This is a genomic window from Paenibacillus sp. RC84, assembly GCF_041260495.1.
Taxonomy (GTDB): domain Bacteria; phylum Bacillota; class Bacilli; order Paenibacillales; family NBRC-103111; genus Paenibacillus_F.
This window is the reverse complement of record NZ_JBGBYL010000012.1, coordinates 48,801-73,940: the sequence shown is the minus strand read 5'-3', so window position 1 is coordinate 73,940 and position 25,140 is coordinate 48,801. Positions and strand designations below refer to the sequence as shown.

Annotated in this window: 23 protein-coding genes; 17 read left to right on the top strand and 6 right to left on the bottom strand. The window is 55.7% G+C overall.

Going from position 1 to position 25,140, the window contains the following annotated elements; all coding sequences use genetic code 11:
- Window positions 1-91 precede the first annotated feature (91 nt).
- The 6 genes from ABH899_RS25060 to deoD all read left to right on the top strand — a co-directional run bounded on the left by ABH899_RS25060 (window position 92) and on the right by deoD (window position 5,593).
- The gene (locus ABH899_RS25060) at window positions 92-1,480 is read left to right on the top strand and encodes a phytase (RefSeq protein WP_370001375.1); all 1,389 of its coding nucleotides are present in this window, start codon (window positions 92-94) and stop codon (window positions 1,478-1,480) included.
- A gap of 251 nt (window positions 1,481-1,731) precedes the next feature.
- A complete protein-coding gene (locus tag ABH899_RS25055; protein ID WP_009671314.1) occupies window positions 1,732-2,505 on the top strand; it encodes an SDR family NAD(P)-dependent oxidoreductase in 774 nt (257 codons plus the stop codon).
- A gap of 25 nt (window positions 2,506-2,530) precedes the next feature.
- A complete protein-coding gene (locus ABH899_RS25050) occupies window positions 2,531-3,568 on the top strand; it encodes an LLM class flavin-dependent oxidoreductase (RefSeq protein ID WP_370001373.1) in 1,038 nt (345 codons plus the stop codon).
- Between the two features lie 172 nt (window positions 3,569-3,740).
- Window positions 3,741-4,052 (top strand): hypothetical protein, encoded by a 312-nt coding sequence (locus ABH899_RS25045; protein WP_370001371.1) that lies wholly within the window; start codon window positions 3,741-3,743, stop codon window positions 4,050-4,052.
- Window positions 4,053-4,233: 181 nt separating this feature from the next.
- Entirely contained in the window at window positions 4,234-4,779 is a 546-nt protein-coding gene (msrA, locus tag ABH899_RS25040; RefSeq protein WP_217561598.1) for a peptide-methionine (S)-S-oxide reductase MsrA, read from the top strand.
- Window positions 4,780-4,882: 103 nt separating this feature from the next.
- Window positions 4,883-5,593: a purine-nucleoside phosphorylase gene (gene deoD, locus ABH899_RS25035; protein ID WP_218231442.1), complete on the top strand. Its 711-nt coding sequence runs from the start codon at window positions 4,883-4,885 to the stop codon at window positions 5,591-5,593.
- Between the two features lie 221 nt (window positions 5,594-5,814).
- Here the strand turns inward: deoD and ABH899_RS25030 are convergent, their stop codons facing one another.
- Together ABH899_RS25030 and ABH899_RS25025 are read right to left on the bottom strand one after the other, a co-directional pair.
- Window positions 5,815-6,321, bottom strand: coding sequence for a MarR family winged helix-turn-helix transcriptional regulator (locus ABH899_RS25030; RefSeq protein WP_370001368.1), 507 nt, complete (start codon window positions 6,319-6,321; stop codon window positions 5,815-5,817).
- 18 nt (window positions 6,322-6,339) lie between these two features.
- Entirely contained in the window at window positions 6,340-7,548 is a 1,209-nt protein-coding gene (locus ABH899_RS25025; RefSeq protein ID WP_370001367.1) for an MFS transporter, read from the bottom strand.
- Window positions 7,549-7,783: 235 nt separating this feature from the next.
- On the opposite strand from ABH899_RS25025, the gene ABH899_RS25020 reads away from it, so the two are divergent.
- From ABH899_RS25020 to ABH899_RS24990, 7 genes are all read left to right on the top strand, one after another.
- A complete protein-coding gene (locus ABH899_RS25020; RefSeq protein ID WP_370001365.1) occupies window positions 7,784-9,478 on the top strand; it encodes a metallophosphoesterase family protein in 1,695 nt (564 codons plus the stop codon).
- 95 nt (window positions 9,479-9,573) lie between these two features.
- Window positions 9,574-10,542 (top strand): TRM11 family SAM-dependent methyltransferase, encoded by a 969-nt coding sequence (locus tag ABH899_RS25015; protein ID WP_370001363.1) that lies wholly within the window; start codon window positions 9,574-9,576, stop codon window positions 10,540-10,542.
- Window positions 10,543-11,070: 528 nt separating this feature from the next.
- Window positions 11,071-11,898 (top strand): sugar phosphate isomerase/epimerase family protein, encoded by an 828-nt coding sequence (locus ABH899_RS25010; protein WP_370001361.1) that lies wholly within the window; start codon window positions 11,071-11,073, stop codon window positions 11,896-11,898.
- A gap of 16 nt (window positions 11,899-11,914) precedes the next feature.
- The gene (locus ABH899_RS25005; RefSeq protein ID WP_370001359.1) at window positions 11,915-13,258 is read left to right on the top strand and encodes an amino acid permease; all 1,344 of its coding nucleotides are present in this window, start codon (window positions 11,915-11,917) and stop codon (window positions 13,256-13,258) included.
- Between the two features lie 105 nt (window positions 13,259-13,363).
- On the top strand, window positions 13,364-14,377 hold the full coding sequence (locus ABH899_RS25000; RefSeq protein WP_370001358.1) for an SIS domain-containing protein: 1,014 nt from the start codon (window positions 13,364-13,366) through the stop codon (window positions 14,375-14,377).
- Between the two features lie 60 nt (window positions 14,378-14,437).
- Complete coding sequence (gene frlD, locus ABH899_RS24995; protein WP_370001357.1) at window positions 14,438-15,220, top strand: fructoselysine 6-kinase; 783 nt, start codon at window positions 14,438-14,440, stop codon at window positions 15,218-15,220.
- Window positions 15,221-15,285: 65 nt separating this feature from the next.
- Window positions 15,286-16,014 (top strand): GntR family transcriptional regulator, encoded by a 729-nt coding sequence (locus ABH899_RS24990; protein ID WP_009671286.1) that lies wholly within the window; start codon window positions 15,286-15,288, stop codon window positions 16,012-16,014.
- Between the two features lie 63 nt (window positions 16,015-16,077).
- On the opposite strand, the gene nfsA is transcribed toward ABH899_RS24990, so the two are convergent.
- Complete coding sequence (gene nfsA / locus ABH899_RS24985) at window positions 16,078-16,812, bottom strand: oxygen-insensitive NADPH nitroreductase (protein WP_370001356.1); 735 nt, start codon at window positions 16,810-16,812, stop codon at window positions 16,078-16,080.
- A 212-nt stretch (window positions 16,813-17,024) separates the two neighbouring features.
- Between nfsA and ABH899_RS24980 the strand changes: the two genes are divergently transcribed.
- The 3 genes from ABH899_RS24980 (at window position 17,025) to ABH899_RS24970 (ending at window position 19,732) form a co-directional block, all read left to right on the top strand.
- Window positions 17,025-17,579: a hypothetical protein gene (locus ABH899_RS24980; protein ID WP_370001355.1), complete on the top strand. Its 555-nt coding sequence runs from the start codon at window positions 17,025-17,027 to the stop codon at window positions 17,577-17,579.
- 202 nt (window positions 17,580-17,781) lie between these two features.
- Window positions 17,782-18,333 carry an RNA polymerase sigma factor gene (locus ABH899_RS24975; RefSeq protein WP_370001354.1) on the top strand — a complete coding sequence of 184 codons (552 nt, stop codon included), beginning with the start codon at window positions 17,782-17,784 and terminating at the stop codon, window positions 18,331-18,333.
- A complete protein-coding gene (locus tag ABH899_RS24970; RefSeq protein ID WP_370001353.1) occupies window positions 18,320-19,732 on the top strand; it encodes an SH3 domain-containing protein in 1,413 nt (470 codons plus the stop codon). The genes ABH899_RS24975 and ABH899_RS24970 overlap by 14 nt, the downstream gene beginning before the upstream one ends.
- Before the next feature lie 104 nt (window positions 19,733-19,836).
- On the opposite strand, the gene ABH899_RS24965 is transcribed toward ABH899_RS24970, so the two are convergent.
- Window positions 19,837-20,478 (bottom strand): cell wall hydrolase, encoded by a 642-nt coding sequence (locus tag ABH899_RS24965; protein ID WP_370001352.1) that lies wholly within the window; start codon window positions 20,476-20,478, stop codon window positions 19,837-19,839.
- A 471-nt stretch (window positions 20,479-20,949) separates the two neighbouring features.
- On the opposite strand from ABH899_RS24965, the gene ABH899_RS24960 reads away from it, so the two are divergent.
- On the top strand, window positions 20,950-23,286 hold the full coding sequence (locus ABH899_RS24960; protein ID WP_370001351.1) for an ATP-dependent helicase: 2,337 nt from the start codon (window positions 20,950-20,952) through the stop codon (window positions 23,284-23,286).
- A gap of 245 nt (window positions 23,287-23,531) precedes the next feature.
- On the opposite strand, the gene ABH899_RS24955 is transcribed toward ABH899_RS24960, so the two are convergent.
- Together ABH899_RS24955 and ABH899_RS24950 are read right to left on the bottom strand one after the other, a co-directional pair.
- A complete protein-coding gene (locus ABH899_RS24955; RefSeq protein WP_218231448.1) occupies window positions 23,532-24,038 on the bottom strand; it encodes a cupin domain-containing protein in 507 nt (168 codons plus the stop codon).
- 219 nt (window positions 24,039-24,257) lie between these two features.
- A complete protein-coding gene (locus ABH899_RS24950) occupies window positions 24,258-24,977 on the bottom strand; it encodes a 3-ketoacyl-ACP reductase (RefSeq protein ID WP_370001350.1) in 720 nt (239 codons plus the stop codon).
- Window positions 24,978-25,140 lie beyond the last annotated feature (163 nt).

The following is a 25,140-nucleotide window of genomic DNA, read 5'->3' as shown; positions in this document are numbered from 1 at the left end:
CAACCTTAATGCCTTCCGTGATTTCCCCTAATATTCCGTCTTCATAATAAAGATAGAAGCTTATTCGGGTAAAACCGGGAGGACCTTAACGATGAAACTGTTCAAAAGCTTTAGCGTACTGCTGATCGCCGCAAGTTTTTACAGTCAGGCTGCCTGGGCTTCGGTCGAGGAAGGTTATGAACCGCTGAGGGATATGATGGAGCAGGCAGGAGCCCGCGTGACGTGGAATCAGAGCACGCTGACGGCTGATTTTGCTCTGCAGAGCGGTCTGGAAGGTTCGGTCACCATCGGGAATGACGGATATAAGCTAAACGGAACGGACGGAAAATTGAACGGGCATGTGAAACTGATCGGAGATAAAACGTATGTGCCGCCAGGCTTCGTCGAGCTGGTTCTCAGCAAGCTGCGCAGCGGCGGCGGGGAGCAGACGGCTGTCGGGGAGGCGCTCGCCCGGGTAACGGCGGACGGTGAAACGGAAGCGGTCGATACAGGGGAAGATGCGGCCGATGACCCTGCCATCTGGGTGCATCCGGATGACCCGGCCAAGAGCAAGCTGATTGCGACCAACAAGGGCGGCGGCATTCTGGTCTATGACCTGGACGGCAAGCAGGTCCAGTCCTACAAGCTCGGCAAAATGAACAATATCGACGTGCGCTACGGATACGAGCTTAACGGTAAGAGGATGGACATCGCGGCGGCGACGAACCGGACGAGTAATACGGTCGACGTTTTCTCCATCAACCCGGAAACGGGGGCGCTGACCGATATTGCGGCCAAGCCGATTAAGTCGGACATGGGCGAGGTGTACGGCTTCAGCCTTTATCACAGCCTTAAAACCGGCAAGTACTATACGCTTGTGCTCGGCAAAGAAGGGGAATTCGAGCAGATCGAACTGATACCCGGATCGGCCGGGGTGGAAGGCAAGCTTGTACGCCACTTCAAACTGGCGTCCCAAGCGGAAGGAATTGTCGCGGACGACGAGTACGGAACGATCTACATTGCGGAAGAGGATGCGGCCATATGGAAGATCGGCGCCGAGCCGGACAGTGGCCTGAAGCCTGACGCCAAGGTGGATGAGGCGGGCAAAGGGCATTTAACCGCGGATATCGAAGGGTTGGCGCTGTATTACGGGGCGGACGGCAAAGGCTACCTGATGGCTTCCAGCCAGGGAAGCAGCACCTACGCGGTCTACAACCGCCAGGGGACAAACCGGTACTTGGGCAGCTTCGCCGTCAAGGACGGTCTCATCGACGGGACAACGGAGACGGACGGAATCGATGTCGTCGGATTCGGTCTGGGACCCGCTTATCCTAACGGGATTTTCGTGGCGCAGGACGATGAAAATACGGATAACGGAAAGAAACGCAATCAGAACTTTAAAATCGTGTCGTGGGACAAGCTGGCGAAGTCATTCCACGCCCCTCTTCGTATCGACAACGGTATCGATCCCCGCAAGCTCAGCCCGCGTAAAGACGGTTGACATTCTAGGCAGACAGGTTCGGAAGGCGCAGACAAGCATGGGCCGCCCGGAGCTGTCTGTTTTTTTACGGCCGGCATTTGCCCGCCCGGATCATCCTGACTTTCTCCCGTTTCTCCGTCCGGTTTCAACCCCTGATTTTGAAAACGCGGTCTTTGCTTTCTGGCGGATAATCTTTTATCATGAAAACTAATTTAGTTTACCGTTCTGTTCCCGTATGCGCGGGTGCGGTTATATAAAAGGAGTGTATAGGAATGTATTTGCCGTCTTTTCAACTGGAAGGTAAAACGGCTCTGGTGACCGGAGCGGGGAGAGGCATCGGCAGAGCGCTGGCTATCGGTCTTGCGGAAGCGGGAGCGGATGTCGTGCTGCTTTCGCGGACGCAGAGCGATCTGGACGCCGTAGCGGCGGAAATCGCCGAAGCGACCGGGCGCAAAGCCTACGCCATTGCGGCCGATGCGGGGACTCGCGAAGGCGTGACGGAGGCTGTAGGCCGTGCCGTACGCGAAGCGGGACGCCTCGATATTCTCGTCAATAACGCGGGCATGAACATCCGTACGCCTGCGCTCGAAGTAACGGATGAAGAGTGGGACGCGATCGTGCAGACGAATCTCAAGTCGGCTTTTCTGATGTCGCAGACGGTCGGGCGCCACATGAAAGAGCACGGGGGAGGACGAATCGTGAATGTCGCCTCCGTTGCGGGCCATATGGCGCTGCGCACGGGAGTCGTGTACGGCTCGACCAAGGCGGCACTCATTCAAATGACGAAGATCCTGGCGTTGGAATGGGCGCAATACGGCATCCTCGTCAATGCGATCGGACCCTGGTATTTCCCGACGCCGCTTACGGAGAAGCTGCTGGCCGACGAGTCCTTTGTGGCCGAAGTGACAGGCCGCACGCCGCTGAAGCGGGTGGGCCGGCTGGAGGAGCTGGTCGGACCGGTCGTCTTCCTCTCGTCGGATGCGGCGAGCTATGTGACGGGACAGACGCTTTATGTGGACGGCGGTATGACCATTTACGGATTCTGACGACAGACGCGAAGGAGGAAGACCAATGAAACCGTTGCCGCTGCGTCTCAGCGTGCTGGATCTCGTACCGGTCATGCAAAAAGCGGATTCCCATACGGCGCTGGGACAAGCCGTCACGCTGGCGCGGACAGCCGAGAAGCTCGGCTATACGCGCTACTGGGTGTCCGAGCACCACGATATGAAACACCTCGCCTCCGCGTGTCCGGAAGTGCTCCTGGCCCATATCGGAGCCCATACGGAGCATATCCGGATCGGATCGGGCGCCGTTCTGCTGCCGCATTACCAGCCGGTTAAAGTCGCGGAGGCGTTTCACCTCCTGGCGACGCTGCATCCCGGGCGCATTGACCTGGGTATCGGCCGGGCTCCCGGCGGTTCCGCGCATGTCACGCTTGCCCTGAGCGGCAATTTCCTGGAGAATGTGCGGAAGATGCCGGACAAAATCCGCGATCTGACCGCGCTGATCGAAGGTGAATTTACCGTGGAAGGGGAGCGGGTCACGGCCCGCCCGGTTCCGCCCGATTCGCCGGAGCTGTGGCTGCTCGGCACGAACGCCAAAAGCGCCGCTTACGCGGCCGAATACGGGACAGGCTACGTATTCGGCCGGTTCATGAGCGACAACGACGGCGCCGCCGTGCTCGGAGAGTACCGCAGCGCTTTCCGGCCTTCCCGCCTGCTCGCGGAGCCGAAAGCCATCGTCGCCGTCGGCGCGGTCTGCGCCGAGACGGAGGAGCGGGCCCGCGAGCTGGCCGCCGAGGGAGCGGGCTGGCTTCGCTCCGGGCTTCCGGCCGCGGAGGAGGCTGCCGGGAGCGAAGCCGCGCAGGCGCAGGGCGCGCCTTCGGCGGCGGATGAGGCGGGCGAAGGCGGGCCGCCGGAGAAAGCGGACGCGCCCGACAGGCGCACGCTGATCGGCACGGCCGGCCAGATCAAGGAGCAGCTGCACGAGCTGCAGAACTTATACGGCGCGGACGAGTTCCTCCTCGTGACCCAGGTGGCGGATTACGCGCAGCGTCTGAAATCTTACGAGCTGCTCGCATCCTGCATCATCGGTCCAGGGCGTCAGTAACGATGGGACACCGCTCCCGGCTAAATTTCGAACACGGGGCGGAGGACATTTTTCACGCTATAATCGCAGGAAACCTCCGCTCTATCCCGCGGACGATTCTTCCTGTACAATATAAACCAGCGCATGCCGACAAGCCATTTTAAAACGAAATCTAATTTAAGCAGGTGACATAATGGGTGAAATGGACGGACAAACGATTCAGGTACTGAACGCGAGCATGATTCACGATGCGGAGAACGGATATATCGGCAAGGTGGAATTTAAACTGGCGGAAGGCAAGACCGCTTACGAGGTGGCCCTTTTCAGCAAAAAGGGGAAAGAATGGATGTACAGCTTAAATTTCACCGCCGAATCCGGCACGGAAGAAGAGATTGTCGCCATCGAGCAGCAGTTGGAGGAAGATGACGATCTGTTTGATTTTCTCGTAAACACGGCGCTCAGCCGTATGGAACAGGATTCTTCCGGGGGCGTGGAGGGGGAGTAATCTCCTTCATGCAGACCGTGTTTCCGCCGCATTTCCAAGCGATGCCCGCAATTTCGGTTGCGGGTATTTATGCTGGGCGAATCCGTCGTGAAACTTGCCATGGCGGCGGGAGCCGTGCTATTTTAAGGCCATGCGGCACGCGTTTTTAACCTGGACGTTTAGACGGGGAGGACGACATATTATGACAGAGACCGAAAAACAGGCGGCCGCTTACGAGCTCGCTACCTTTGCGGGAGGCTGCTTCTGGTGCATGGTGACTCCGTTTGAGGAACTGCCGGGCATTCACGGCATCGTATCGGGGTATACGGGCGGCAGCGAGGTGAATCCGACCTACGAGCAGGTGAAAGCGGGAGAGACCGGTCATGCGGAAGCGGTGCAAATCCGGTTCGACCCTGACGTTTTTCCTTATGAAAAGCTGCTGGAGCTGTTCTGGCAGCAGGTCGACCCGACGGATGCTTTCGGGCAGTTTCAGGACCGGGGGCTTTCGTACCGCGCGGCTATTTTTACTCACACGGAAAAACAGCGGGAGCTTGCGGAGCAGTCCAAGCGGGAACTGGCGCAAAGCGGCCGTTTCGACAAACCGATCGTGACGGAGATTGTTCCGGCAGGGCCGTTTTACGAGGCGGAGGAGTACCATCAGAATTACCACCGCAAAAATCCGAAGCACTATAAAGAAGACCGCGCCCAATCCGGGCGGGACGAATTTATCGGCAGCCACTGGAAATAAAATCGGCGGCATGTCGTGAAAGCGAGGCCGGAAGCCGGTGGACATGCCCGGTTCCGGCCGGATCATAAACAAATGCGGAAGTTTTGAGAGGAGCTTATTAATCATGAGTGTACATATCGGAGCGAAGGAAAACGAAATCGCGGAACGTATTTTGCTGCCGGGAGATCCGCTGCGGGCGAAATTTATCGCCGAGAATTTCCTGGAGGATGCCGTCTGCTATAACGAAGTGCGCGGGATGTACGGATTTACCGGAACCTATAAAGGCCAGCGCGTATCGGTTCAAGGGACGGGCATGGGCGTGCCGACCATTTCGATCTACGTGCACGAGCTGCTGGAAAGCTACGGCGTGAAGACGCTGGTGCGCGTCGGTACGTGCGGAGCTTTCCATGAAGACGTGAAGGTGCGCGATCTTGTGCTCGCGATGACTTCCCACACGGACTCCGCGGTTAACCGCATCCGCTTCAACGGGCTGGATTTTGCCCCGGCCGCCGATTTCGGGCTGCTGAAGAGCGCTTACGAAGCCGCCGAATCCGCGGGCATGCCCGTACATGTGGGCAGCGTCTTCACAAGCGACACGTTCTACCGCGACGACGAGGGCGCGACGGCGGCCCTGTTGACGAAGTACGGCACTTTGGCGGTAGAAATGGAGACCGCCGCGCTGTATACGCTGGCCGCCAAGCGCAAAGCCCGCGCCCTGTCCATTCTGACCGTCAGCGATCACCTCGTGACCGGTGAGGAAACGACGGCGGAAGAGCGCCAGACGACGTTCCGCCAAATGATCGAAGTGGCGCTCGATACGGTTATCCAGTATTAAGGATATGAACGGGGGCCGGGTGCAAAAGGACCTGCCTCATTCGGCGCTTGTGCGCAAAGTCTTTGTGAAAGCTAAGATCCCTGACCTAAGATGGTCAGGGATCTTTTTGTCGCGGCAAGAGCAAGAAAGCAGCCTGTACGCTGCCGCATGTCTGAGCAAGGCATGTCTTCTAAAGAGGAGCACTTGTGCTCCTTAAAGACGCTTAACGAGATAGAAATCTTTTATAAAGGCTTCTCGTTCAACCGGGTAAGATCGTCCAGAAACCTTACGATCACGGAAAGCTCTTCACCCGAATAAGTGCTGTACAGCTTGAAATGCTTCTCTTCCAGCAGCCGGTGAAGTTTATCGTGCACACGTGCGATTTGTTCCCCCTGAGGAGTGACGAGATAATGCATTTCCCGCTTGCTTCCGGGACGGGGGGCTTCTGCCGCCAGACCCGCCTGGATCAGTTTGGCTACGGCTTTGGAGACGCCGCCTTTGGTAACGCCGATGTGGTTCGCGATTTGGGTAACGTTGGCGTTCTCCCCGCTTGCTATCTCGTGGAGCACGTGCATCTGCGTCAAGGTGAGCTGGCTCAGATCCGCATTTCGCTCCTCCCCGTCTTTTTGCAGGCCTCCGATCATGTCATACGCTTTCTGTTTTTTAAGTTCCGCCGCTTTGTCTCTGGAATGCAGGTATTGGAGAAGTTTGGCTTGTAAAAGTTCATATGCGGCTTTGCCGTCGTTCACTTGGCGCGCCCCCTGTCTTTAAGTAGAACGGACCGGTTTTCCGGTTCTTTCCCATTTTAGCAGGACAAATACGGCTGTGGCAAAGGCGAGCCCGAGCAGTCCGAACAGCGGGGCGGGATGAACATACACCTGTAAATATCCGGAAACGACCGGTCCCGCAGCCATTCCCGCATAGCGGATAAAGTTATATAGACCGAGAGCGGTCCCCCGAATGGACGGGAATTCCCCGGTGAGCAGTGTCGTATGTACCGGAAGGGTGAATCCCGATGAAATCCCGTACAGAACGAGCGCTGCGGATAGTCCAGCCAAGGAAGCCATACCGGTAAGGGCGAACAAGACGATAAACCCGGAAATGAGCAGACTGCCCCAAAACAGCAGCGCCGTCAGGCCGATGCGGTGCTGGATTTTTTTGAACAGCCAGCTTCCCGCAAGGGTGCTGACCGCCATCGGAAGATAGAGCAGCCCCACCCATTCGAGGCCGAGCCCGTAATGATCGGTGAGCAGAACGGGAAGATATACAAGCAGGGCGAAATAGATGAAGAAATGAAGGAAGCCCGTAAGCATCACGGTCAAACCGATTTTGCTGCCGAATATCGTCCGATAGGAGGTGTGCGTCGAAACGGGCTTCGCTTCAGCGGGAAGAGGTTCCCCTTCACTGCGGCTTGAAGGAAAGTAGAGAACATGGACGATAAACAAAACGGCCGCGATACCCGTCAAAAGCCAGAAAATGCCCGCATAACCGGCTCTGCTTCCGATAAAACCCCCGAGTACGGGAGCGACGGCCGGTGCGAAGGACAGCAGGGTCTGATACGTTCCCATCGCTCTGCCGCGGTCATGGCCGGAAAACAGGTGCCCGATGGTCGTTGCCGCGATTAGCGGGACGGCCGCCGTACCCAGCGCCTGCAGCGCCCGGAAAAACAGGAAGCTGTCGAAACGGACCGCAAGCGAGCAGCCGGCCGATCCGATTACGGTCAGGAAGAGGCCGGGCAGCAGGATTTTACGCGCTCCGATAGAGTCGATCAAAGGACCGAGCACGAGCTGCATTACCGCTAAAATCAGCATGAAAAGGGAAACCGACGCGTTAACCCGGGCGAGGGAAACGTGAAAAGAATCCCTCAGCAGCGGCAGCACGGGCGAATAAATATTTTGCGTCAGTGAAGCCAGGAAAGCGCTTATGGAGAGTAGGTACAGAAGAAAAGAATGTTGCGTGCGAATGGCAGTTGGCATGAAGTCAACCTCCTGAATCAAATTGTTTCCGGGAAACTGTTTCCTGGAAACAATTAAAACATTCTGAGAACATAAAGTCAATTCCCCTAACCGGAATGCCGGCACGTGTGCTTTGAAGGCTGCTTTTAAGAGAAGGTCTGTCCTTAATCGGATGAATGGTTAATTGCGCTGAGCAATCTTTATCCCCGGAGGTGTATAGTAAACATTACCAGATCTCTTAAAAGGAGGGAAAATCATGGCAAGATTTCGGACGGTATCCGACCGTTCTCTTTCGTTATGGCAGTCCGCTGTTACGGAGACGGTACAGAAGCAGGCGGGCGTGCGAGAGCCTGTAAAAACTGACGCGGAGGAAAAGGAGACTGAGGAGACTGAGAAGCCGATCCAGCAGTGCCTCGTGGAAGGCTCCTGCTTATTCACGACGGAGCAGAATCTGATTCTGTCCGCGCTGGGAATCCAGGTGAAGCAGGAGCAGAACACAGCGGGGAATGAGGGTACCGCACAGGGCTCAGTAGAAGATAGACATGAAGACAAGGCTGAACGTAAGACTGAAAGCAGCGCTGGAGTTACGGCGGGGGAAGAACGGGCTGACCGCCATATGGGAGACCGTAAGGTTTCTGCCGATGAGGCGAGTGAAGGCGTGGAAACAGAGGCGGTAATGGCGAGTCCTAACACGGGTGATGCCGTCCTGAATCTGCCAGACACCGCAAGCGATATGGGGCAGGCCTCCAGGCTTATGTTCGAGGCAGCCTTAGCGAAGGCCGAAGGCAGCGAAGAAGAAGCGCTGAGGCTCATGCGGGAGGCGAGAAAATATTCAACCGGCGACTTGGCCGGCTGGCTGAGCTGCATCACGACCTATTTGGAGTATGATGCGAGATACGACGCGCCTTACTATCGCGACTGGAAGCTGGACGGTCGTGATATAGACACGTACGGAGTGATCTCTCACGTTCTGCCCGGCGACGCTAAGGTCGGGCTGATCGGGGACTGGGCCACGGGAATGCCGGATGCCCGGGAGCTCATCGCATGCATATTGGACCAGGATGTCGACGCCGTCATTCATCTGGGCGATACTTACTACTCCGGGACACCCGAAGAGTGCAGGCGCAACTTTAAGGAAGTTTTTGACGAAGTATTCGCGAAAACGGGCAAGCCCCGCATTCCGGTCTATTCCATACCCGGCAACCACGATTATTACGCGTTCGGATACGGGTTTTATCAGGAGATTCTGGACGAAATCAACCGGGGGGAACCGGAATGGAAGCAGGAGGCCAGCTATTTCTGCCTCCGTACGGAAGACGGCGCCTGGCAATTTCTCGGCATGGATACGGGCCGCAACGATTATTCTCCCTACAACGGGATTAACCCGACTTACGACGGGCCCTGGCTGGAAGAATCCGAAGTGGAGTGGCATCGCGACAAACTGGCGAATTTCAAGGGAAGCACGCTGCTGCTGTCTCATCACCAGCTTTTCTCCCAGCACAGCGCAATCCAGGGCTGGGGTGCGCAGCGCCCTTGGCTGAACGAGCACTTGGAAGCGGCGTTCTCGCCTTTTTTCGACCGGATTGCATGCTGGTTCTGGGGGCATGAGCACAACTTGTGCCTGTTCCGGGACGGATTGATGGGCCTGGCCAAAGGCAGGCTCGTCGGATGCTCCGCTTATGAGGAAACCTCCGGAAAAGATCCGTACGCCCCGTATCGGGACGACTATGCGGAGCACGTGCCTTATCGGGAGGAGATGCCCCGGGTCAGTCAGACGGACGGGTATTATAACCATGCTTTTGCCATCCTGGATTTTAAGCGAGAGGCAAAGGAAGATCCGATTACATGCGCCTACTACGAGTTTCCTTCTTGGGGTTCTAATGCTCCGGAGAAGCGGGGAGCCAAATTATTGATGCGGGAATTCATTCATTCGAAGCATTTTAACGTGTAAAACGAACAGGGTGCAAAGGCCGCTTGTAGACGCAGAGCCGGGTATCCGCTAGAATACGGGGATACGAGTCAAACCGCAGCAAGGAAGGGATTTCGATGAATTCATCCGCAGACGGCCGCCCTGTGCCGTCTTATGTATACAGTTTTGCCTGCCACGAGGACGAAAAGGAGCTCTGCATGCTGGAGCTGCGCACCCTGCTGGGCGTCCGGCCGCTGGACGGCTGGGCCGAGAGCCCGCTGGAGCTGGACCCGAGCCGGAGCCCGTTTATCCGGCACCGGCTGGAGGTCCGGCTCCAGGCAGCCAGCTTGGACGAGCTGGCCGAAAGGGCCGAAACGCTCGATTTGAACGGGGACACGTTCAAGCTGCTCTACGTGGAGGCCGAAGAGAAGGCCTCCTACGACGAACGGCGCGCCATCGAGCGCCGAATCGGCCAACATGTCCGGGGCAAAGCGGACATGAAGCAGCCCCGGCACCTGCTCGGCGCGGCTTACGCGGGCGGCCGCTGGGTGCTGGGCCCGTGCCGCCGGAGCGAAGCCGTCTGGCTGGCGCACAACAGCAAGCCGCGGCAGTACTCCACGGCGCTGAGCACGCGCGTGGCCCGCGCCGCGGTCAACATCGCGGTGCCGGACCCGGCCGGCATCCGCGCGGTCGACCCGTGCTGCGGCATCGGCACGGTGCTGGTGGAGGCCTTGTCGATGGGGATCGACATCGTCGGCCGCGACCTCAACCCGCTTGCCGTCCGCGGCGCGCGGGAAAATCTCGCCCACTTCGGGTATCCCGATGTGGTGAAGATCAGCGACATCCGTGATCTGGATGGCGCTTATGATGCGCTGCTTCTCGACATGCCGTACAATCTGTGCTCGGTCATCAGCACAGAGGAGCAGCTCGAGATGCTGCGCAGTGCCCGCAGGCTGTCTCCGCGGGCGGTCGTCATCTCGGCGGAGCCGGTCGACGCCGCTCTGGAGCGGGCGGGCTTCGCCGTGAAGGACCGCTGCGTCGTCCGCAAAGGGAGCTTCGAGCGGCAGATTATCGTGTGCGAGCGGCGGGAGGATGGGACGGAATAGGACGACGTCAAAAAAAGAATCCCTAGCTGCGCGAACATCTAAAGACTCTGGCGCACAACGTCCGCATAAAGAGCGGTCGGCTTCGATAAAAATTTTTTATATCACACCAATAAAAAGTGATAGATCCTACCTTGGCGGGCGGTCTATCACTTTTTATATACTTTCCCAACACGATAACAACAATCAGGCCCAAAATACAACTAGTAGAAAGGTCCTGAAATAACCTGCTTAAGCCCCAGCCCGGGGATTAACGGGAACCGTTAGCGCAGCAATGTTCCAAACAGGTCGCTCGTTCGGGGCTTATTGACTAAAGCTAAAATTTATCCCGAAAAGAGCAGGCAGAGCGGGCGGCACCGCCAAGCTTGCTTTTTTGTGTTCTGTTGAACGAACTGCAGGTTGGTTCGTACTTTTAAGACATCAAACAGGAATTTTTGCCCTTTTTAAAAAAGGCATTGAAATATATGTAACTCTTAGTTATAATACAAAGCATAACAAATAGTAAAACGCTTTCATTGAGAGGGTGAAGCCATGAACCTAGCCGGAATGAACATTACGTACAAGCATTTTCCCTTCCAACACTTCCTGGATTCCATGTCGGAGCTCGGCATCGGTCATATCGAACTGTGGGCGGGTGAGCCTCATTTGTATGTCTACCGTAATGTCCTCGGTAACTTAAGGCAGATCAGGCAGCAGTTGAAGTCAAGAGATATGCAGGTTGTCTGTTACACGCCGGAGCAGTGCGTATATCCGTTCAACATCGCGGCCTCAGACGCACATTTGCGGCAGAAGAGTGTCGATTATTTCATCGATAATCTGTACGCCGCGCTGGAGCTGGGGACCGATATGATGCTGATGACCTCGGGAATCGGGGACTTCTCGGTATCCCGGGAGGAATCGTGGAAATATGCAACCGATTCGATCTACCGGGTATCGCGGGTGGCTGAGAAGGAGGGGGTGACGCTTGCGCTGGAGCCTCTGACCCGGTTCGAAACGAATCTTCTGATCGACGTGGAGGGAATTCTGAGGGTGATGAGGGACGTCAATTCCCCTTCGTTAAAAGGAATGATCGATACCGTAGCGATGCAGCTTGCCGGAGAGACGCCCGAGGATTACTTTACGAAACTGCCGGAGATCTGCCATTTCCATCTGATTGATGGAGACGGCTCGTCGGATGCGCATTTGGCCTTAGATGACGGGGAGCTGAATTGGAGAGAATATGTAACGACCCTTGAAAGCCACGGTTATAAAGGAGCTTGCACCTTAGAGATTATGGGAGCAGGTTATTATCAGAGTCCGCATGAGGCACTTAAGAAATCAATCAGGAAAATAAGGGATTTGGAAGTCTTATCATCTTGATTTGGAGGAACTCGCTATGAGTAATGACACACTTACACGAAAACTGGGTTTCTGGTCGGCCCTGGCTATCGCAGTTGGAACTACGGTAGGTTCCGGGATATTCGTCTCTTCCGGAGATGTGGCAAAAGCGGCGGGTCTCCCCTCGATTTCAATCCTGGCCTGGGTTATCGGCGGGATCATCGCAATTCCGCAAGTCATGGTGCTGGCTGAATTATCAACGGCTTACCCGCAAAATGGAAGCGGTTACGTTTACCTGAATAAAGCGGGCTGGAGGCCCTTGGCTTTCCTGTATGGCTGGGCGACGTTCTGGGCGCTCGATCCGCCGTCCATTTCAATTATGGCTTTGGCCATCGTGGCTTACTTGGCAAGCTTCTTCCCGTTCTTTGCCGGGTTCGCCGGCAAGCTGCTTGGGGTGGCGATTATTCTGATTATCACATCCATCCATTATCGCAGCGTTAAGGGAGGCGGAAGTTTTCAGGTTATTATTACCGCGGTTAAAATCATTCCTTTCCTGATTGTTATTGTGCTCGGACTTATGTATATGAATTTTGACAACTTCGCTTACACCCCGGCGGCGGGAGCCGGAAGCTCAAGTCTTATCGGAGGCGTATCCGCTACGACCTGGGCGTATACGGGAATGGCGGCCATCTGTTTTATGGCCGGAGAATTCAAGAATCCAGGGAAAGTTCTGCCTAAGGCATTGATCAGCTCGGTGCTGATTATACTTGGCCTGTATACACTGCTTGCGGTGTGTGTCACCGGCTTGATGCCGTTCGACAAGCTGATGGGTTCCAGCGCGGCTGTATCCGATGCCGTGAAATACATTCCGGGATTATCCGGTATTGCCTCCTCTTTTGTGGCCGTTACGGCAATCATTGTTATTCTGGGTTCCTTGAGCTCGTGTATTATGTTTCAGCCGCGCCTGGAGTATGCCATGGCGAAGGACGGACTGTTCTTCCAACGCTTCGGGAAAGTCCATCCCAAATTCGAAACACCTAGCTTCTCGATTATCGCTCAGGTTACATTTGCGTGTATTCTTGTTTTCTTCAGCAATCTAACGGAATTGCTGGGTTATTTTACACTCATTCAGCTGGTTATTAACATCCTGGACTTTGCCGCCGTCTACAAATGCCGGAAGAGAGACGATTATAACCCGATTTACCGGATGCCAATGTGGAGAGTAACGACAATCCTGGCGATCGCCGGGGCGGCATGGCTGGCATGGGGAACCTTTACATGGGCCCCGATTCAAGGCATGATTGCGGCTGCAATTGTCATCGCGACAGGGCTGCCCGTGTACTATTACTGGGAGAAAAAATATGGCTCCAAAAAGCCCGGGGACAGCCAAATCGTTGCTTAATCAAAAAAATGTTGTCCGAATTGTAATGTTGTTTTATAATACAAGACATAACAAATAAAATTGGATCATATTGGAGACCGCCTCCAATATGGGGAGGGAACGAACATGTTGAACTTTGATGAACAGTTATTCCTTAAGCTTGTGGAACAAGAGGGCCTTGCCTTTAGAGGGCAGGTTGAAGAGATTGTGGACGGAATTTGCAAGAAAGGGTACAGCAACATTTTTCTGATCGGTGCGGGCGGTACGATCGCCATGATGTATCCTTATGAATATATTTTGAAATCGAACTCGACGATTGACGTGCATGCGGAGATCGCCGCTGAGTTCATGGTGATGAACAACCGCCATTTCAGTAAAGATTCCGTATGTATCTTCACCTCGGTATCCGGGACTACTCAGGAGACTGTGGCCGCAGCCGAGTTCTGTAAGGAACGCGGAGCAACTACCATCGCGCTTGTGGCCGAACCGGATACGCCGCTAACGAAAATCGTGGATCACTGCATCACTACGGGCTCGGAGAAACATTCCTTCGATACGTTCTTCATGCTGTTGCACATGGTCGTGTTCCGCTTCATGTATAACAATAACGAGTTCCCTCAATACGATCAGTTCGTCAAGGAAGTCTCCCTGCTGCCGCGTGCGATTCTGAATGCGGTCAAGACCTTCGATCCGAAAGCGGAAGCCTTCGCGAAAGAGCATAAGGATACGGACTACCACATGATGGTGGGCTCCGGAAATCTATGGGGGAATACGTACTCTTACGCGATGTGCATTCTGGAAGAGATGCAGTGGATTCACGCGAAATCGATCCACGCGGCGGAATTCTTCCACGGCACACTTGAGCTGGTGGTTGAGGATACCAGCGTGATTCTGCTAAAAGGTGAAGACGAAACCCGGCCGCTGATGGATCGCGTGGAACGTTTTGCCGAGAAGATCACGAAGAAATTGACCCTTATTGATACCAAGGAATTCAAAATGGAAGGCATCAGCGAAGAGTTCAGAAAACACTTTTCCGTCAATATCAACTGGTCCGTGCTCAGCCGCATCAGCGTCCACCTGGAGCGCGAGAGAAACCATCCGTTAACGCTTAGAAGATACTATCGTCAAATGGAATATTAAAATGCCGTGAGCACTACTTCGTAGTGCTCCTCTTTTAATCGCAGGGAAGGCGGGAGCAAGATGAGAATCGTTACAGTCGGAGATAATTGCATGGATGTTTATCAGGCCAGCGGCAAAGCCTATCCGGGAGGCAATCCGGTGAATGTGGCCGTTTATTTAACGGAACTGGGTGCACAGACCGCTTATATAGGCTGGGTAGGCACTGACATGTATGGGGAGATTATGATCCAGGCTATTAAGGACAAGGGCGTGGATACTTCCCGAATATCCAAAAAGGAAGGAAAAACAGCGGTAACTCAGGTCGAGATGATCGGCAATGATCGCAAGTTCGGCGATTATGACGAAGGGGTTATGGCGCAGTTCTCTCTTACTCCGGAGGAAATTAGCTTTGCCGGAAATAATCAGCTTGTACATTCGGGCATATGGGGGCATGCCGATAAGTATTTTGCTGCGTTTAAGGAAAAGGGTCTGGTGACCTCCTTTGATTTTTCAGACCAGCTCAGCGATGAGCTTGTGCAGACCTTAACGCCTCACGTGGATTATCCGTTCTTCTCTTATACCCAGGACGATGACTATATCCGGGGGCTTCTGACCGAAGTGAAGCAGAGAGGATCTCAGATCGCCGTCGCTACTCTGGGAGAGAACGGTTCACTGGCCTATGACGGGGAGCGGTTCTATACGTGCGGCGTTGGAAAAGTGAATGTGGTGGATACGATGGGCGCGGGGGATTCGTTCATTGCCGGGTTCATCTACGGCCGATTGAAGGGGCTCTCGATTGAGGCTTGCCTGGAGCAGGGCGCATCGACGGCGGCGAAGACCATAGGATATTTCGGGGCATGGTGACTGGAGTAGGCCATCAATGTATAATATGTAATATATAATCATTGATGGATAAGGATGAATGAACGATGAATTTAAATCCTTCAACCCCCCAGCCGCTGTATATGCAGATCCGGCAAATGTTGAAGAATGATATCCAGCACGGAAGATATAAACCGGATGAACAGATTCCAACCGAGGCGGAGCTCTGTGATACGTATAATGTAAGCCGGATTACGATCAGGAAAGCGATCGAGGAATTGGTGCGGGACGGCACGCTGACGCGGATCCCCCGCAGAGGCACCTTTGTGGCCTCGAACAAGTTCCACAACGAGCTGTTATCTGTAAGCGGATTCTCGGAGTTCAGCCATCAGCTCGGCATGATCCCGAACTCCCGGATTCTCCGGAGTGAGGTCATTCAGGCCTCGGAGGAGGTGGCCGGGCATCTTCAGATTGAGGAAGGCAGTCCCGTACTGGAGCTTGAGCGGCTGATGTACGTGGATGACCGCCCTCTTTTCTATGATATTGCCCACTATTCACTCACCCGGTTCCCCGATCTGGAGAAGAAGATTGCGATGAACGAATCGACCTACAAGATTCTGTCGGAGGACTATCATACCGAGATTGTAAGCAACGATAAGATCATCGATGTCATTGGGGCGACCAAAGATTACGCGAAGCTGCTTGAATGTGATATCGGGGCGAATCTGTTCCGGATCTTAAAAATTGCTTTCGACGCGAACGATGAGCCGGTTCACCGCTCCACCTTCATGTGTGAGACCAACCGGGTCAACTTGACAGTTCACCGGGCCAAATAAGGTCATGCCCAGCGGCATGAAGACCCCAAAAGAAGGGGTCTTTTGTTTATTCAGAGTACGGAACTATTCCAGCTTAAACCCCTGTTTCTCCAGAAACGGCTTCAAATGAGCGCGTACCGGCTGGCGGTACTTGTCCGCCATACTCCGGGACCAGGTGATGCTCTGCTTGCCTCCGGTCCGTTCCTCGTAATATTTCCGCGTCGTCTCGTCGTACTGGCGGACGCCTTCGTCCGAGCGTTCGCTCTGATAGCCGTTCTCGTGCAGAACGGCCGTTTGGGGAAGCCGGGGACGGAGGGAAGGCTCCTGGTCCGGCACGCCTACGCACATTCCGAACACCGGGTAGACGAGCTCCGGAAGCTTCAGCGCTTCGGCGACGCCATCCGGGTTGTTGCGGATGCCTCCGATGTAGCAGATGCCCAGGCCGAGAGATTCGGCCGCAATTGCGGCATTCTGCGCGGCCAGCGCTGCGTCCATCGAGGCGACGAGGAAGCTTTCGGTGTTCTGGTGGAACACTTCGCCGGACTGCTCGGTTGCTTTGCGGAGCCGGTTCAGGTCGGCGCAGAACACAAGAAAGAGTCCGCACTGCTCGACGTAGGCCTGATTGCCGGCGAGCCGGGCCAGTTCTTTTTTCAGCGCGGGATCGGTGGCGGCAATGATGGTGTAGGCCTGAACGCTGCTTGAAGTCGAGGCCAATTGTGCGGAAGCGACAATCGCTTGCAGTTGGTCCCCGGGAATCGGATCGGGTTTGAACTTGCGGATAGAGCGGTGCCGGGTCAGCAGATCGATAACGGAATTCATGGGCGTAATCTCCTTTTTTTCAGAGCATAAGATAAATGTTGATCGGGGTGTTACAGTTAGTTCTATTATAGGCGAAAACTTGGTAAGATCGTACTTTTAGCAGGAAATATAAGGGAGCTTCAAAAACCGGGAAGGACGGCCGCAAAACAGCGGTGAGTGCCGGAGGGCCAAGTGTGGCGGAACCGGAAGTTAAAAGACGCAGGGGGCCGAATATGGACGAACGGATAGAACGGACCGAACGGGATGTTGTCCCGCCGATTCCCGGGAAAAATTCGCTGAAAAAGCGGGCTTTTATAAAGCAGAGCGCTTTTGTGCTGCCGCTTGTCGCGGCGCTGTCCGCATGCAGTGTGACCCACAGCGTGGAAACGGATACCATCCGGGCTGCCGCCAAGTCGATGAAGAAGAACCTGAAAGGGTATAAAGGGCTCTACTGTACGTTTACCCGGCCTGATGTAACCTGCAGAGTGGACTGGAAAGGGGAGCCGGACCCGGAAACGCATGCTGCCGTGATGGCCGCCGTGAAGGCGTTCGTCACGCCCGGGCATATGCGGGAAATTGCCCGCAGTGTGAACTGGAAACTGGAAATTTCCGAATTCCATTTACTCCTCAATACGGATGACAATAAGGCGGACGCGGAGTATGCCTATTCAGCCCGTTATTACAAAACGTCGGATGCGAGCGACGATTCCGAAGCCAACATAGACGCTTACAGAACCTGGACGGAAGACGGCACGCAGGCCGTTCCTCTTGAAAACGGATCTGACTGAAACGGCTGCCTCCCGGCGGCTTTTTTTGCGGTTCGGCGGATAGGAACGGTCAAGCTGTATAGGGGTGACCATCGTTACGCAGCGTCACACCGGGCACTGTGAAGCTGCGCGGGTCCGAACGATCAGGACTTTTTCAAATAAACTTTCCGGATCGGGAACGGTTCCGCCGTTTCTGTTGTCTAATTGGGTGGGGGTGAAGGCGTTGGGGGCTCAGCAGGGAAACGAAGAGGGAAAAAGAAAACCGGCAAAAGAACATTTTCGGACGTTGATGCTGGATTACGGACAGGACGTGTGGAACTACGCCTTCTTTCTGACCGGACGCAGGGAAATGGCGGATGATATTTCGCAGGATGTTTTTTTGAGTGTCTTCCGCCACCTGAATACGTTCGAAGGGAAAGCTTCCGTCAAAACGTGGCTGTTCGCGATAACCCGGAATACGGCGCGCAACCATATGCGGACGGCTTTCATGCGCAGAGTGATTCTGGTCGGCCGCGCGCGGCCCGGGAGCAGCCATCCGTCGGCGGAGAGCGAAGTGATGGAGGCGGCTTTCACGGACGAGATCTGGGAAATCGTGATGAAGCTTCCCACCAAATTCAGGGAAGTGCTCGTGCTGGATGCCAAATACGAGATGACGATGGGGGAAATCGCCCTGGTGCTCGGCGTGTCGGAGGGAACCGTGAAATCACGGCTGTCGCGGGCCCGCAAAAAAATGTCGGAAGCATGGAAGGAGGAATCTGCTTATGAACGGGCCTAAGCCGGAATGGTACGACAAGCTGAAATCGGGACCTTTTACAAGAAAAACCTTCACAATGGACGATATCTACAGCATCGAGCAAAAGGCGGCGGAATCCGCACCGGGCGGCCGTATACGGAAGCTGGTTATCCGCAAAAGAAGGAGAACGCTGCCCGTACTGGCGGCTGTGCTTTTGTGCCTGGCGGCAGCGGCGTTCCTGTTCCACGGAGAGTTGGTCCCCGCTGTAACCAAGGCATGGCCCGGAATTGTGAAGCCGACGGAGCCGCCGCAGGCGACAATTCCTCCTTTGCAGCAGGAAACGGGGCCGTTCTATCTCAAAGGAGACGCGACAGCCGTGTCCGAGCCGGAGGCTTTCGGCGATGAGGAAACGGATGCGACAGTAAATTCCGAGAACCCCATTACGGTTCTGGAGAAGCGGAACGGGTTCGTAAAAATCGGCGAGAAGCGCTGGATTCCGGAATGGTATTTGAACAAAGACGCGGACAAGCGGCTTAAGGAAGTGCGGCTGAGCCAATTTTTGAGGGAAAGGCCCGTCGTGACGATGACGGCGCCCTATTACGGTGTTATTGTGCAGGGTGTCAACTTTTCGCTGTATCCCGGAGAACCGAAGCCTTCCGGTGGCGTTTTGAAGTACGGCAGAGTGGTTCAAGTCATAAGAGACTACAGGGATTGGGTTTGCGTAAATGTATTCTCCTATGACGGCCGCGAATATGCGGGGGATAAGTGGGTGCCCAAAGAGAACGTGGGAGTCTATGATTCTTCCGTTGCACAAGAAGGATTACTCAAAAAAAGGGTCGAGGCTTTGTCCCCCTCCGATACGGCGGCCTACCTGGTCCCGGGCGCAAGAGTTGTGATCGAAGGGGAGACGGACGGGCTTTACATGATCCGTTCTCAAAGCACTTATACGGCAAAAATCAATAAATCGGATTTTCTCCCGAATCCGTTCCTGGGGCTGGACCGCAAGGAAGACACAGACCCTCAGTGGTACTTCACCCAGGAAGAAATGGTGGACCGCTACGGAAACTTCGCCAAAACCCGAACCGACGACCTGCTCAAAGGTCTGGAGCCGATCGATATTTTCCGCTATTATATCCTGGCTTCGGAAAAAGGGGACTGGGAAACGGTTTATGCCCTTCTGATAAAGGGCAGCGATTACGCGACGCCGAGCTGGGAGAAATACCTGGCCGATATCGGCAGGGAACCGGATGCGGATAAACAGGCGAAACAGAAATGGGACGCCTTGCGGAAGGACTACACGCTGTACCAGGAAATCAGCGGGGATTCTGCCTATATTGTCATGACGAAGCGGGGCTCCGGTTCACCGGAGGACAAACAAGCGTTCAGCCTGACCCGCCACAAAGCGGGCATTTGGAAAGTGAGCTGGCTGCCCATGCAGTAAAGCCGGATATAAAGGAAAGAGCCAACTTTGCGTGGTCGGGGCAAAGTTGGCTTTTTAGCGTGCGGGGACCTGTGTAGGTGATGCCCTGTAGGATTAAAGCTCGATCAGTTCGTGAAGACGTGGTTCCCGATCACGGCCGTTTTCGGACGCGACTTGCTCCAGGACGAAGTGGCGACGTCCGGATTGTAGTAAAACAGTGCGCCCCCGGTCGGGTCGGAGCCGTTCAAGGCGGCGCGTGCCGCTTTGTAAGCCGTTTCGTTAGGCTTCAGCCCGTACTGGCCGTCACGGACGGCTGAAAACTGTCCCGGCTGGTGAATGACGCCCGGAATGGAATCCGGGAACTGGTTGGACTGTACGCGGTTGATGACGACGGCGCCGATCGCAACCTGCCCCTGGTAGGACTCGCCTCGGGCCTCGGAATAAATGATGCGCGCCATCTGCTCCAGAGCGTTCTGCTTCGGCACGGCCGCTTTTTCCAGCTTGCCGAGGGTCTTCGAGTCGGCTTCGCCGTCGACGGGAAGGCCGTAAGCGCGCTGGAATTTTTTCACGGACTCCGCGGTTTTCATTCCGTAGTAGCCGGTGACGCCCGCGTCGAAGTAACCGAGCGCGTCAAGCCGCTCCTGAAGATTCAGAACGTGCTCGCTCTGGGTTCCCGTGGCCAGGGACATGGCCGAGGCCGAAGGGGCCGCGCTGACAAGGCCGATGGCGCATGCGGCGGCAGATAATAATATAGGCATTTTTTTCATGGTTAAAGGAAAACCTCCTCTTGTTTTTATGACCACGTTTTGTGTACGTGCGATAGGGACTTAAGGGCCTACGATGGTCATCAAAAGCTTCCGCCCACGCTTATCGGCGGCTGCAGGGGAGTGACAGGGGCCGACTCGATTCCGGCTCGTCCTTTATACTGTTCGGGGAGCCCCGCCGAATTGTTGCCGTAGGAACGAAAAAAATGGATAGGCGATCCAGTTTTAAAAAGAAAGAGACCCACAGCAACGGGCTGCGGGTCTTAAGATTTATTTATTAAAAGGGGGTCGAGTTTTAGTATAGAGCTTTTATATTAAAGGAAGATGAAAACTGGATTGCAGTTATGTTACAAATTGTTATCGGAGTGTATTCTCATCGCCCGCGGAATGGTATAGTTCTAGAAGAGCTTTGCAACAACGCTTGCACAGAGCAGCTTAGAGGACAAAAAAGACAGAATTTGAAGGTGAACGGTTTTGAGTCAGGCCCCTTTTTACACCGTGCCTCCGGGTACGGGTCACACGAACATTCCGCAAGCCGTCATGGCTTCCGCACATACAAGCAGGGAACTGGTCCCCGACGGAGACCGGGACGCTTTTTACTTCCGCCGCCTGGAGGCACAGGGCATAGCCCTGAACGAGCCGCAGATCCGGGCGGTGAGACACTTCGAAGGACCGCTGCTGACGCTGGCGGGCGCCGGCTCGGGTAAAACGTCCGTGCTCGTCTGCCGGACGGGGTATTTGCTCGCGGTGCGGCAAATCCGGGCGGCGAGCATTTTACTTGTCACTTTTTCCAGCAAAGCCGCAGCCGAAATGAGAGAACGCATCGCCGCACTGCCGGGAATAACGGCCCAGGAAGCTTCTCGGCTTCAAGCGCGGACGTTTCACTCTTTTTTTCTGCGGGTCATAAGGAGCCAGGGCGTCCAAGAAGAGATTTTTAACGAGACGCGCAGGCAGCACATCTTGCTCAAGCAGATTATGCGGGAGCTGGGCATTCCCGATACGTATCAGCCCGAAACGCTTCTGACGCTGCTTTCCTCCTATAAAATGAACCGGACGGAGCTTCAGGACCTGCCGCAGCAAACGAAGGAAGAAAAAGAAATCCGGAGCATTCTGATCCGCTATGAAGAGTGGAAGCGGGCCAACGCCAAAATCGACTTCGACGACGTGCTTCTCCGGGCATACCGTATGCTGAAGGAGAACGAGAGTCTGCTGCGCTCGCTTCAAAATCGTTTCCAGTATGTCATGGTGGACGAGTTTCAGGACACGAACGGCATCCAGTACGAGCTTATCCGCATGATTGCGTCGCCGCAGAATCATTTGATGGTGGTGGGGGATGACGATCAGACGATTTATTCGTTTAACGGGGCGCGGAGCGAATTTATTCTCCATTTTGAAAAAGAGTTCCCGCCCGCCAAGGTGATCACGCTCGCGATTAATTACCGCTCGGGGGCATCCATCGTCGGGCTCGGGAACGAAATCATCCGGCACAACAAGATGCGGCGGGTGAAGACGCTGAAAGCCGCGAACGCAGGCAGTGCCCGGCCCCAGTATATCCGCCCGCTGACGACCGACGAGGAGGCGGAAATCGTCCTCTCGCGTATCCGGCGGGATGTGGAGCAGGGGAGGCGGAGTTACGGGGATTTCGCCGTGCTCTACCGCTCCGCAAGCAACAACCGCGCTCTGTTGGAGCAGCTCGTTCTGCGGGAAATCCCCTACATCGACTATGGTGACGGGCAGCTGCTGTACGAGCATTGGCTCATTAAGCCCGTTCTGGATCATATGCGCCTGTCTTTGAACCGCCGCGACTTCGAGGCGATGGAAGGGGTGCTGCCTTCTCTGTACATCAACCGGGAGCACGGGATGGCGTATATCCGCCAGCAGGAGGCCCGGCAGCCGAAGAAAGGGCCGCTGGTCCATTTGCTGTCCATGCCGGACAAGAAGGATTTCCAGATAGAGAAGATCCAGACTAGGCTGGAACTGATCCGGGAGCTGAAAAAGCTGAAGCCGTTAGACGCGATCCGCAAAATGCGCGTGCATTTCTACGACGCCTACGTCGAGACGGACGGGCGGAAGCAGCCGACCCAGCACAAGGAGATGCTCAAAGAGATGCTGGACGAGCTGGAAACGTCGGCGGAACGATTCCGCACCACGGCCGAGTTCGTCCTGTTCGTGGACGATGTGTTGTCCCGGAGCAGGCAGAGCGGCCGCCATCTCTCCGAGGAGCAGGGCAATCGGGTCGCGTTGATGACCATTCACCGGTCCAAAGGATTGGAGTTTCCGGTGGTCGTCCTGATCGGAGCGTGCGAGGGCAGTCTGCCACACAGCTCCGTACTGGACCCGAAAGCAGCGGACAGCGCCGCCGATCTCGAAGAGGAACGGCGCCTCGCCTACGTGGCCGTGACCCGGGCCCGCGAGGAGCTCATCGTAAGCTCGCCTTCCCTGTACCGGGGAAGAAAGGCGGGCGTCTCGCGGTTCGTCGTGTCCGCCTTTACGGGGCGGAGCGGCGATTCGCCGGCTTCCGGCCGCCGCGCGCAGCCGGCCTCCGGCAAGCGGACGGTGACGGCCGTGAGCCGCACCGCACCGGCGTCCGGCAGGGCACCGGAGCGAAGCGCACCGGCCGGGCCGGTACGCACGGAGACGGTGCCCGCGTGGCTCTGCACCGGGCCGGGCTGCAACGCCTGGGTGCGGATCGCCGCCGGCGAACCCGCCGCGGGCAAGGCATCCGGTGCGCCGGCCAAGGCCTGCCCGCTGTGCGGGGCGCCGATGACGGCGGGCCGCCGGGAAGCGGCCGTACGCACGGCCAGCCGTTGAGGGCGCTGGCCTGGAGCCCGCGGCGGGGGTGGGATGCCCGGCGGACCCGAAGCGCGAGTCCAAGGCCTGCCCGCTCTGCGGTCACCGTCCAAGCCGCTCGTACTCCGGGCGGGAATAGCTGACGGAGTACCGCCAGCGCGTCGCTAACGGCGTCTGCGACACTCCCGCAATCCAGCCGGAACCGCACATGCGCATACCACCCATAAAAAGAACGGACCGGCATCTCCATGCCCGGTCCGTTCTTTTTATGTCCACAAGCGGAGGAGCGGCCCCTCTTCACCGAAAACCGGATCGGTGTCCGGCACGGGAACGCTGCCGATCTTTTCCCGGGTGGCGGGGGTTACGCTCTCGCTCTCTTTGTGAAGATCGGGCTCCATGCCGCCCGGATAGGCCCCAACGATCTTGAAGTCGGGGCTACCCGACAGTTTTTTGTGCCCGGTGCCGGCAGGCAGCACGACCACATCGCCGGTCCTCAGCTCTACCTGCTCTCCATGCTCGCCGCCGAGCCGGACTACCGCGCTTCCGCTAATGACGCCAAGCACCTCATGCGCGTTGCTGTGGTAATGATGGTAATCGAACACCCCGTTGGTCCAGCTGTTCAGCCAGTTATGCCGGTTAAACAGCCTCTCCGTCTGCTCCGCATTTTCCGAGAAAACCCCCTTGTATAGAAGCACGGGCAAACGGGGGTGGTTCGGAATCGCGCCGTCTTCTTTGAAAAAGAATGTTTTCACGTCTACGTCCGCTGCGCTCATTTAAATCCCCCTCCCTAAATCAACCACGTCCAAATAAACTCTAGAAATTTTCGGGACTAAATTGTTGACCCTACATATAGTTAACCTTCCCGATATTTTTTTAATACGAGAAAATAAACCAAAAAACCTCCTCCGTTTTGGAACGGAAGAGGTTTTGCTGCGGATTCCGCTTTTGGGAGCTGCCCGGTCGAACTTCCGGAAAGGCCTTAAAACCGGCCGTTACTGAGGATTGGTTGTCCAGATTCCGGCAGTCTTGATGAATACGCGCGGAGGAAGCTTCAGCGTGGCGGTAATGAGCTCCGCTACGTCTTCCGGCTGCATCATCCGGTCTTCGTCGCCGATTTTGAGGCCCGCATTGCTCGCCAAATCGGTATTGACGGTGCTTGGCGTAAGCGCCGTGACACGGATGTTGGATTTGCGGACTTCCTGCATAAGCGACTCGGTCAGACCGAGAACCCCGAATTTGGAGGCGCAGTAAGCCGATCCGGTCGCAAAACCGCGTTCTCCGGCCGTAGAAGCCACATTAATGATAGTTCCGCTGTTTTGCTGGATCATGCCCGGCAGGACGGCACGCGTCACATAGTAGGTTCCCATGAGGTTGACCTGAATAATGCGCTCCCACTGCTCGGGGTCCATATCCGCCACCGTGCCGAATTGGGCGATTCCCGCATTGTTGATCAGAATATCGACATGGCCTAGCTCTCCGGTTAGGGAGGAGATAGCCTGCTGTACTTCGGACGGTTTCGAAATATCGGCGGAAGCATAGAAAACGTCGACTCCGTAAGTGCCGGAAAGCTCTTTCTTAAGGGCTTCCAGGTCCGCTGTGCTTCTGGCCAGAAGACCGAGGTTAACGCCTTCTTTGGCAAGCGCGGCGGCGGCCGCTTTGCCGATTCCTTTGCCGGCCCCGGTAATGATGGCCGTTTTGTTCTTAAGCTCCATGAGTGTCTCTCCTTTATTCCCTTGAGGGATCTTTGGTCTCTTAGCTAAGTTACCATAATAGTTACAGTTTATCAAAACCGGCCGAAACTATTTTCGGGTTAAAAAGAGGGCTTCTTTTCGGAAGCTCTTTTTTGTACGGATGTTTGTTTTTTTCAAGACCCAA

What these genes read in the sequence shown, in the direction of transcription:
- ABH899_RS25060 (WP_370001375.1), top strand. Translation starts at nt 92, where the DNA reads ATGAAACTGTTCAAAAGCTTTAGCGTACTGCTGATCGCCGCAAGTTTT.
- ABH899_RS25055 (WP_009671314.1), top strand. Translation starts at nt 1,732, where the DNA reads ATGTATTTGCCGTCTTTTCAACTGGAAGGTAAAACGGCTCTGGTGACC.
- ABH899_RS25050 (WP_370001373.1), top strand. Translation starts at nt 2,531, where the DNA reads ATGAAACCGTTGCCGCTGCGTCTCAGCGTGCTGGATCTCGTACCGGTC.
- ABH899_RS25045 (WP_370001371.1), top strand. Translation starts at nt 3,741, where the DNA reads ATGGGTGAAATGGACGGACAAACGATTCAGGTACTGAACGCGAGCATG.
- msrA (WP_217561598.1), top strand. Translation starts at nt 4,234, where the DNA reads ATGACAGAGACCGAAAAACAGGCGGCCGCTTACGAGCTCGCTACCTTT.
- deoD (WP_218231442.1), top strand. Translation starts at nt 4,883, where the DNA reads ATGAGTGTACATATCGGAGCGAAGGAAAACGAAATCGCGGAACGTATT.
- ABH899_RS25025 (WP_370001367.1), bottom strand. Translation starts at nt 7,548, where the DNA reads ATGCCAACTGCCATTCGCACGCAACATTCTTTTCTTCTGTACCTACTC.
- ABH899_RS25020 (WP_370001365.1), top strand. Translation starts at nt 7,784, where the DNA reads ATGGCAAGATTTCGGACGGTATCCGACCGTTCTCTTTCGTTATGGCAG.
- ABH899_RS25015 (WP_370001363.1), top strand. Translation starts at nt 9,574, where the DNA reads ATGAATTCATCCGCAGACGGCCGCCCTGTGCCGTCTTATGTATACAGT.
- ABH899_RS25010 (WP_370001361.1), top strand. Translation starts at nt 11,071, where the DNA reads ATGAACCTAGCCGGAATGAACATTACGTACAAGCATTTTCCCTTCCAA.
- ABH899_RS25005 (WP_370001359.1), top strand. Translation starts at nt 11,915, where the DNA reads ATGAGTAATGACACACTTACACGAAAACTGGGTTTCTGGTCGGCCCTG.
- ABH899_RS25000 (WP_370001358.1), top strand. Translation starts at nt 13,364, where the DNA reads ATGTTGAACTTTGATGAACAGTTATTCCTTAAGCTTGTGGAACAAGAG.
- frlD (WP_370001357.1), top strand. Translation starts at nt 14,438, where the DNA reads ATGAGAATCGTTACAGTCGGAGATAATTGCATGGATGTTTATCAGGCC.
- ABH899_RS24990 (WP_009671286.1), top strand. Translation starts at nt 15,286, where the DNA reads ATGAATTTAAATCCTTCAACCCCCCAGCCGCTGTATATGCAGATCCGG.
- nfsA (WP_370001356.1), bottom strand. Translation starts at nt 16,812, where the DNA reads ATGAATTCCGTTATCGATCTGCTGACCCGGCACCGCTCTATCCGCAAG.
- ABH899_RS24980 (WP_370001355.1), top strand. Translation starts at nt 17,025, where the DNA reads ATGGACGAACGGATAGAACGGACCGAACGGGATGTTGTCCCGCCGATT.
- ABH899_RS24970 (WP_370001353.1), top strand. Translation starts at nt 18,320, where the DNA reads ATGAACGGGCCTAAGCCGGAATGGTACGACAAGCTGAAATCGGGACCT.
- ABH899_RS24965 (WP_370001352.1), bottom strand. Translation starts at nt 20,478, where the DNA reads ATGAAAAAAATGCCTATATTATTATCTGCCGCCGCATGCGCCATCGGC.
- ABH899_RS24955 (WP_218231448.1), bottom strand. Translation starts at nt 24,038, where the DNA reads ATGAGCGCAGCGGACGTAGACGTGAAAACATTCTTTTTCAAAGAAGAC.
- ABH899_RS24950 (WP_370001350.1), bottom strand. Translation starts at nt 24,977, where the DNA reads ATGGAGCTTAAGAACAAAACGGCCATCATTACCGGGGCCGGCAAAGGA.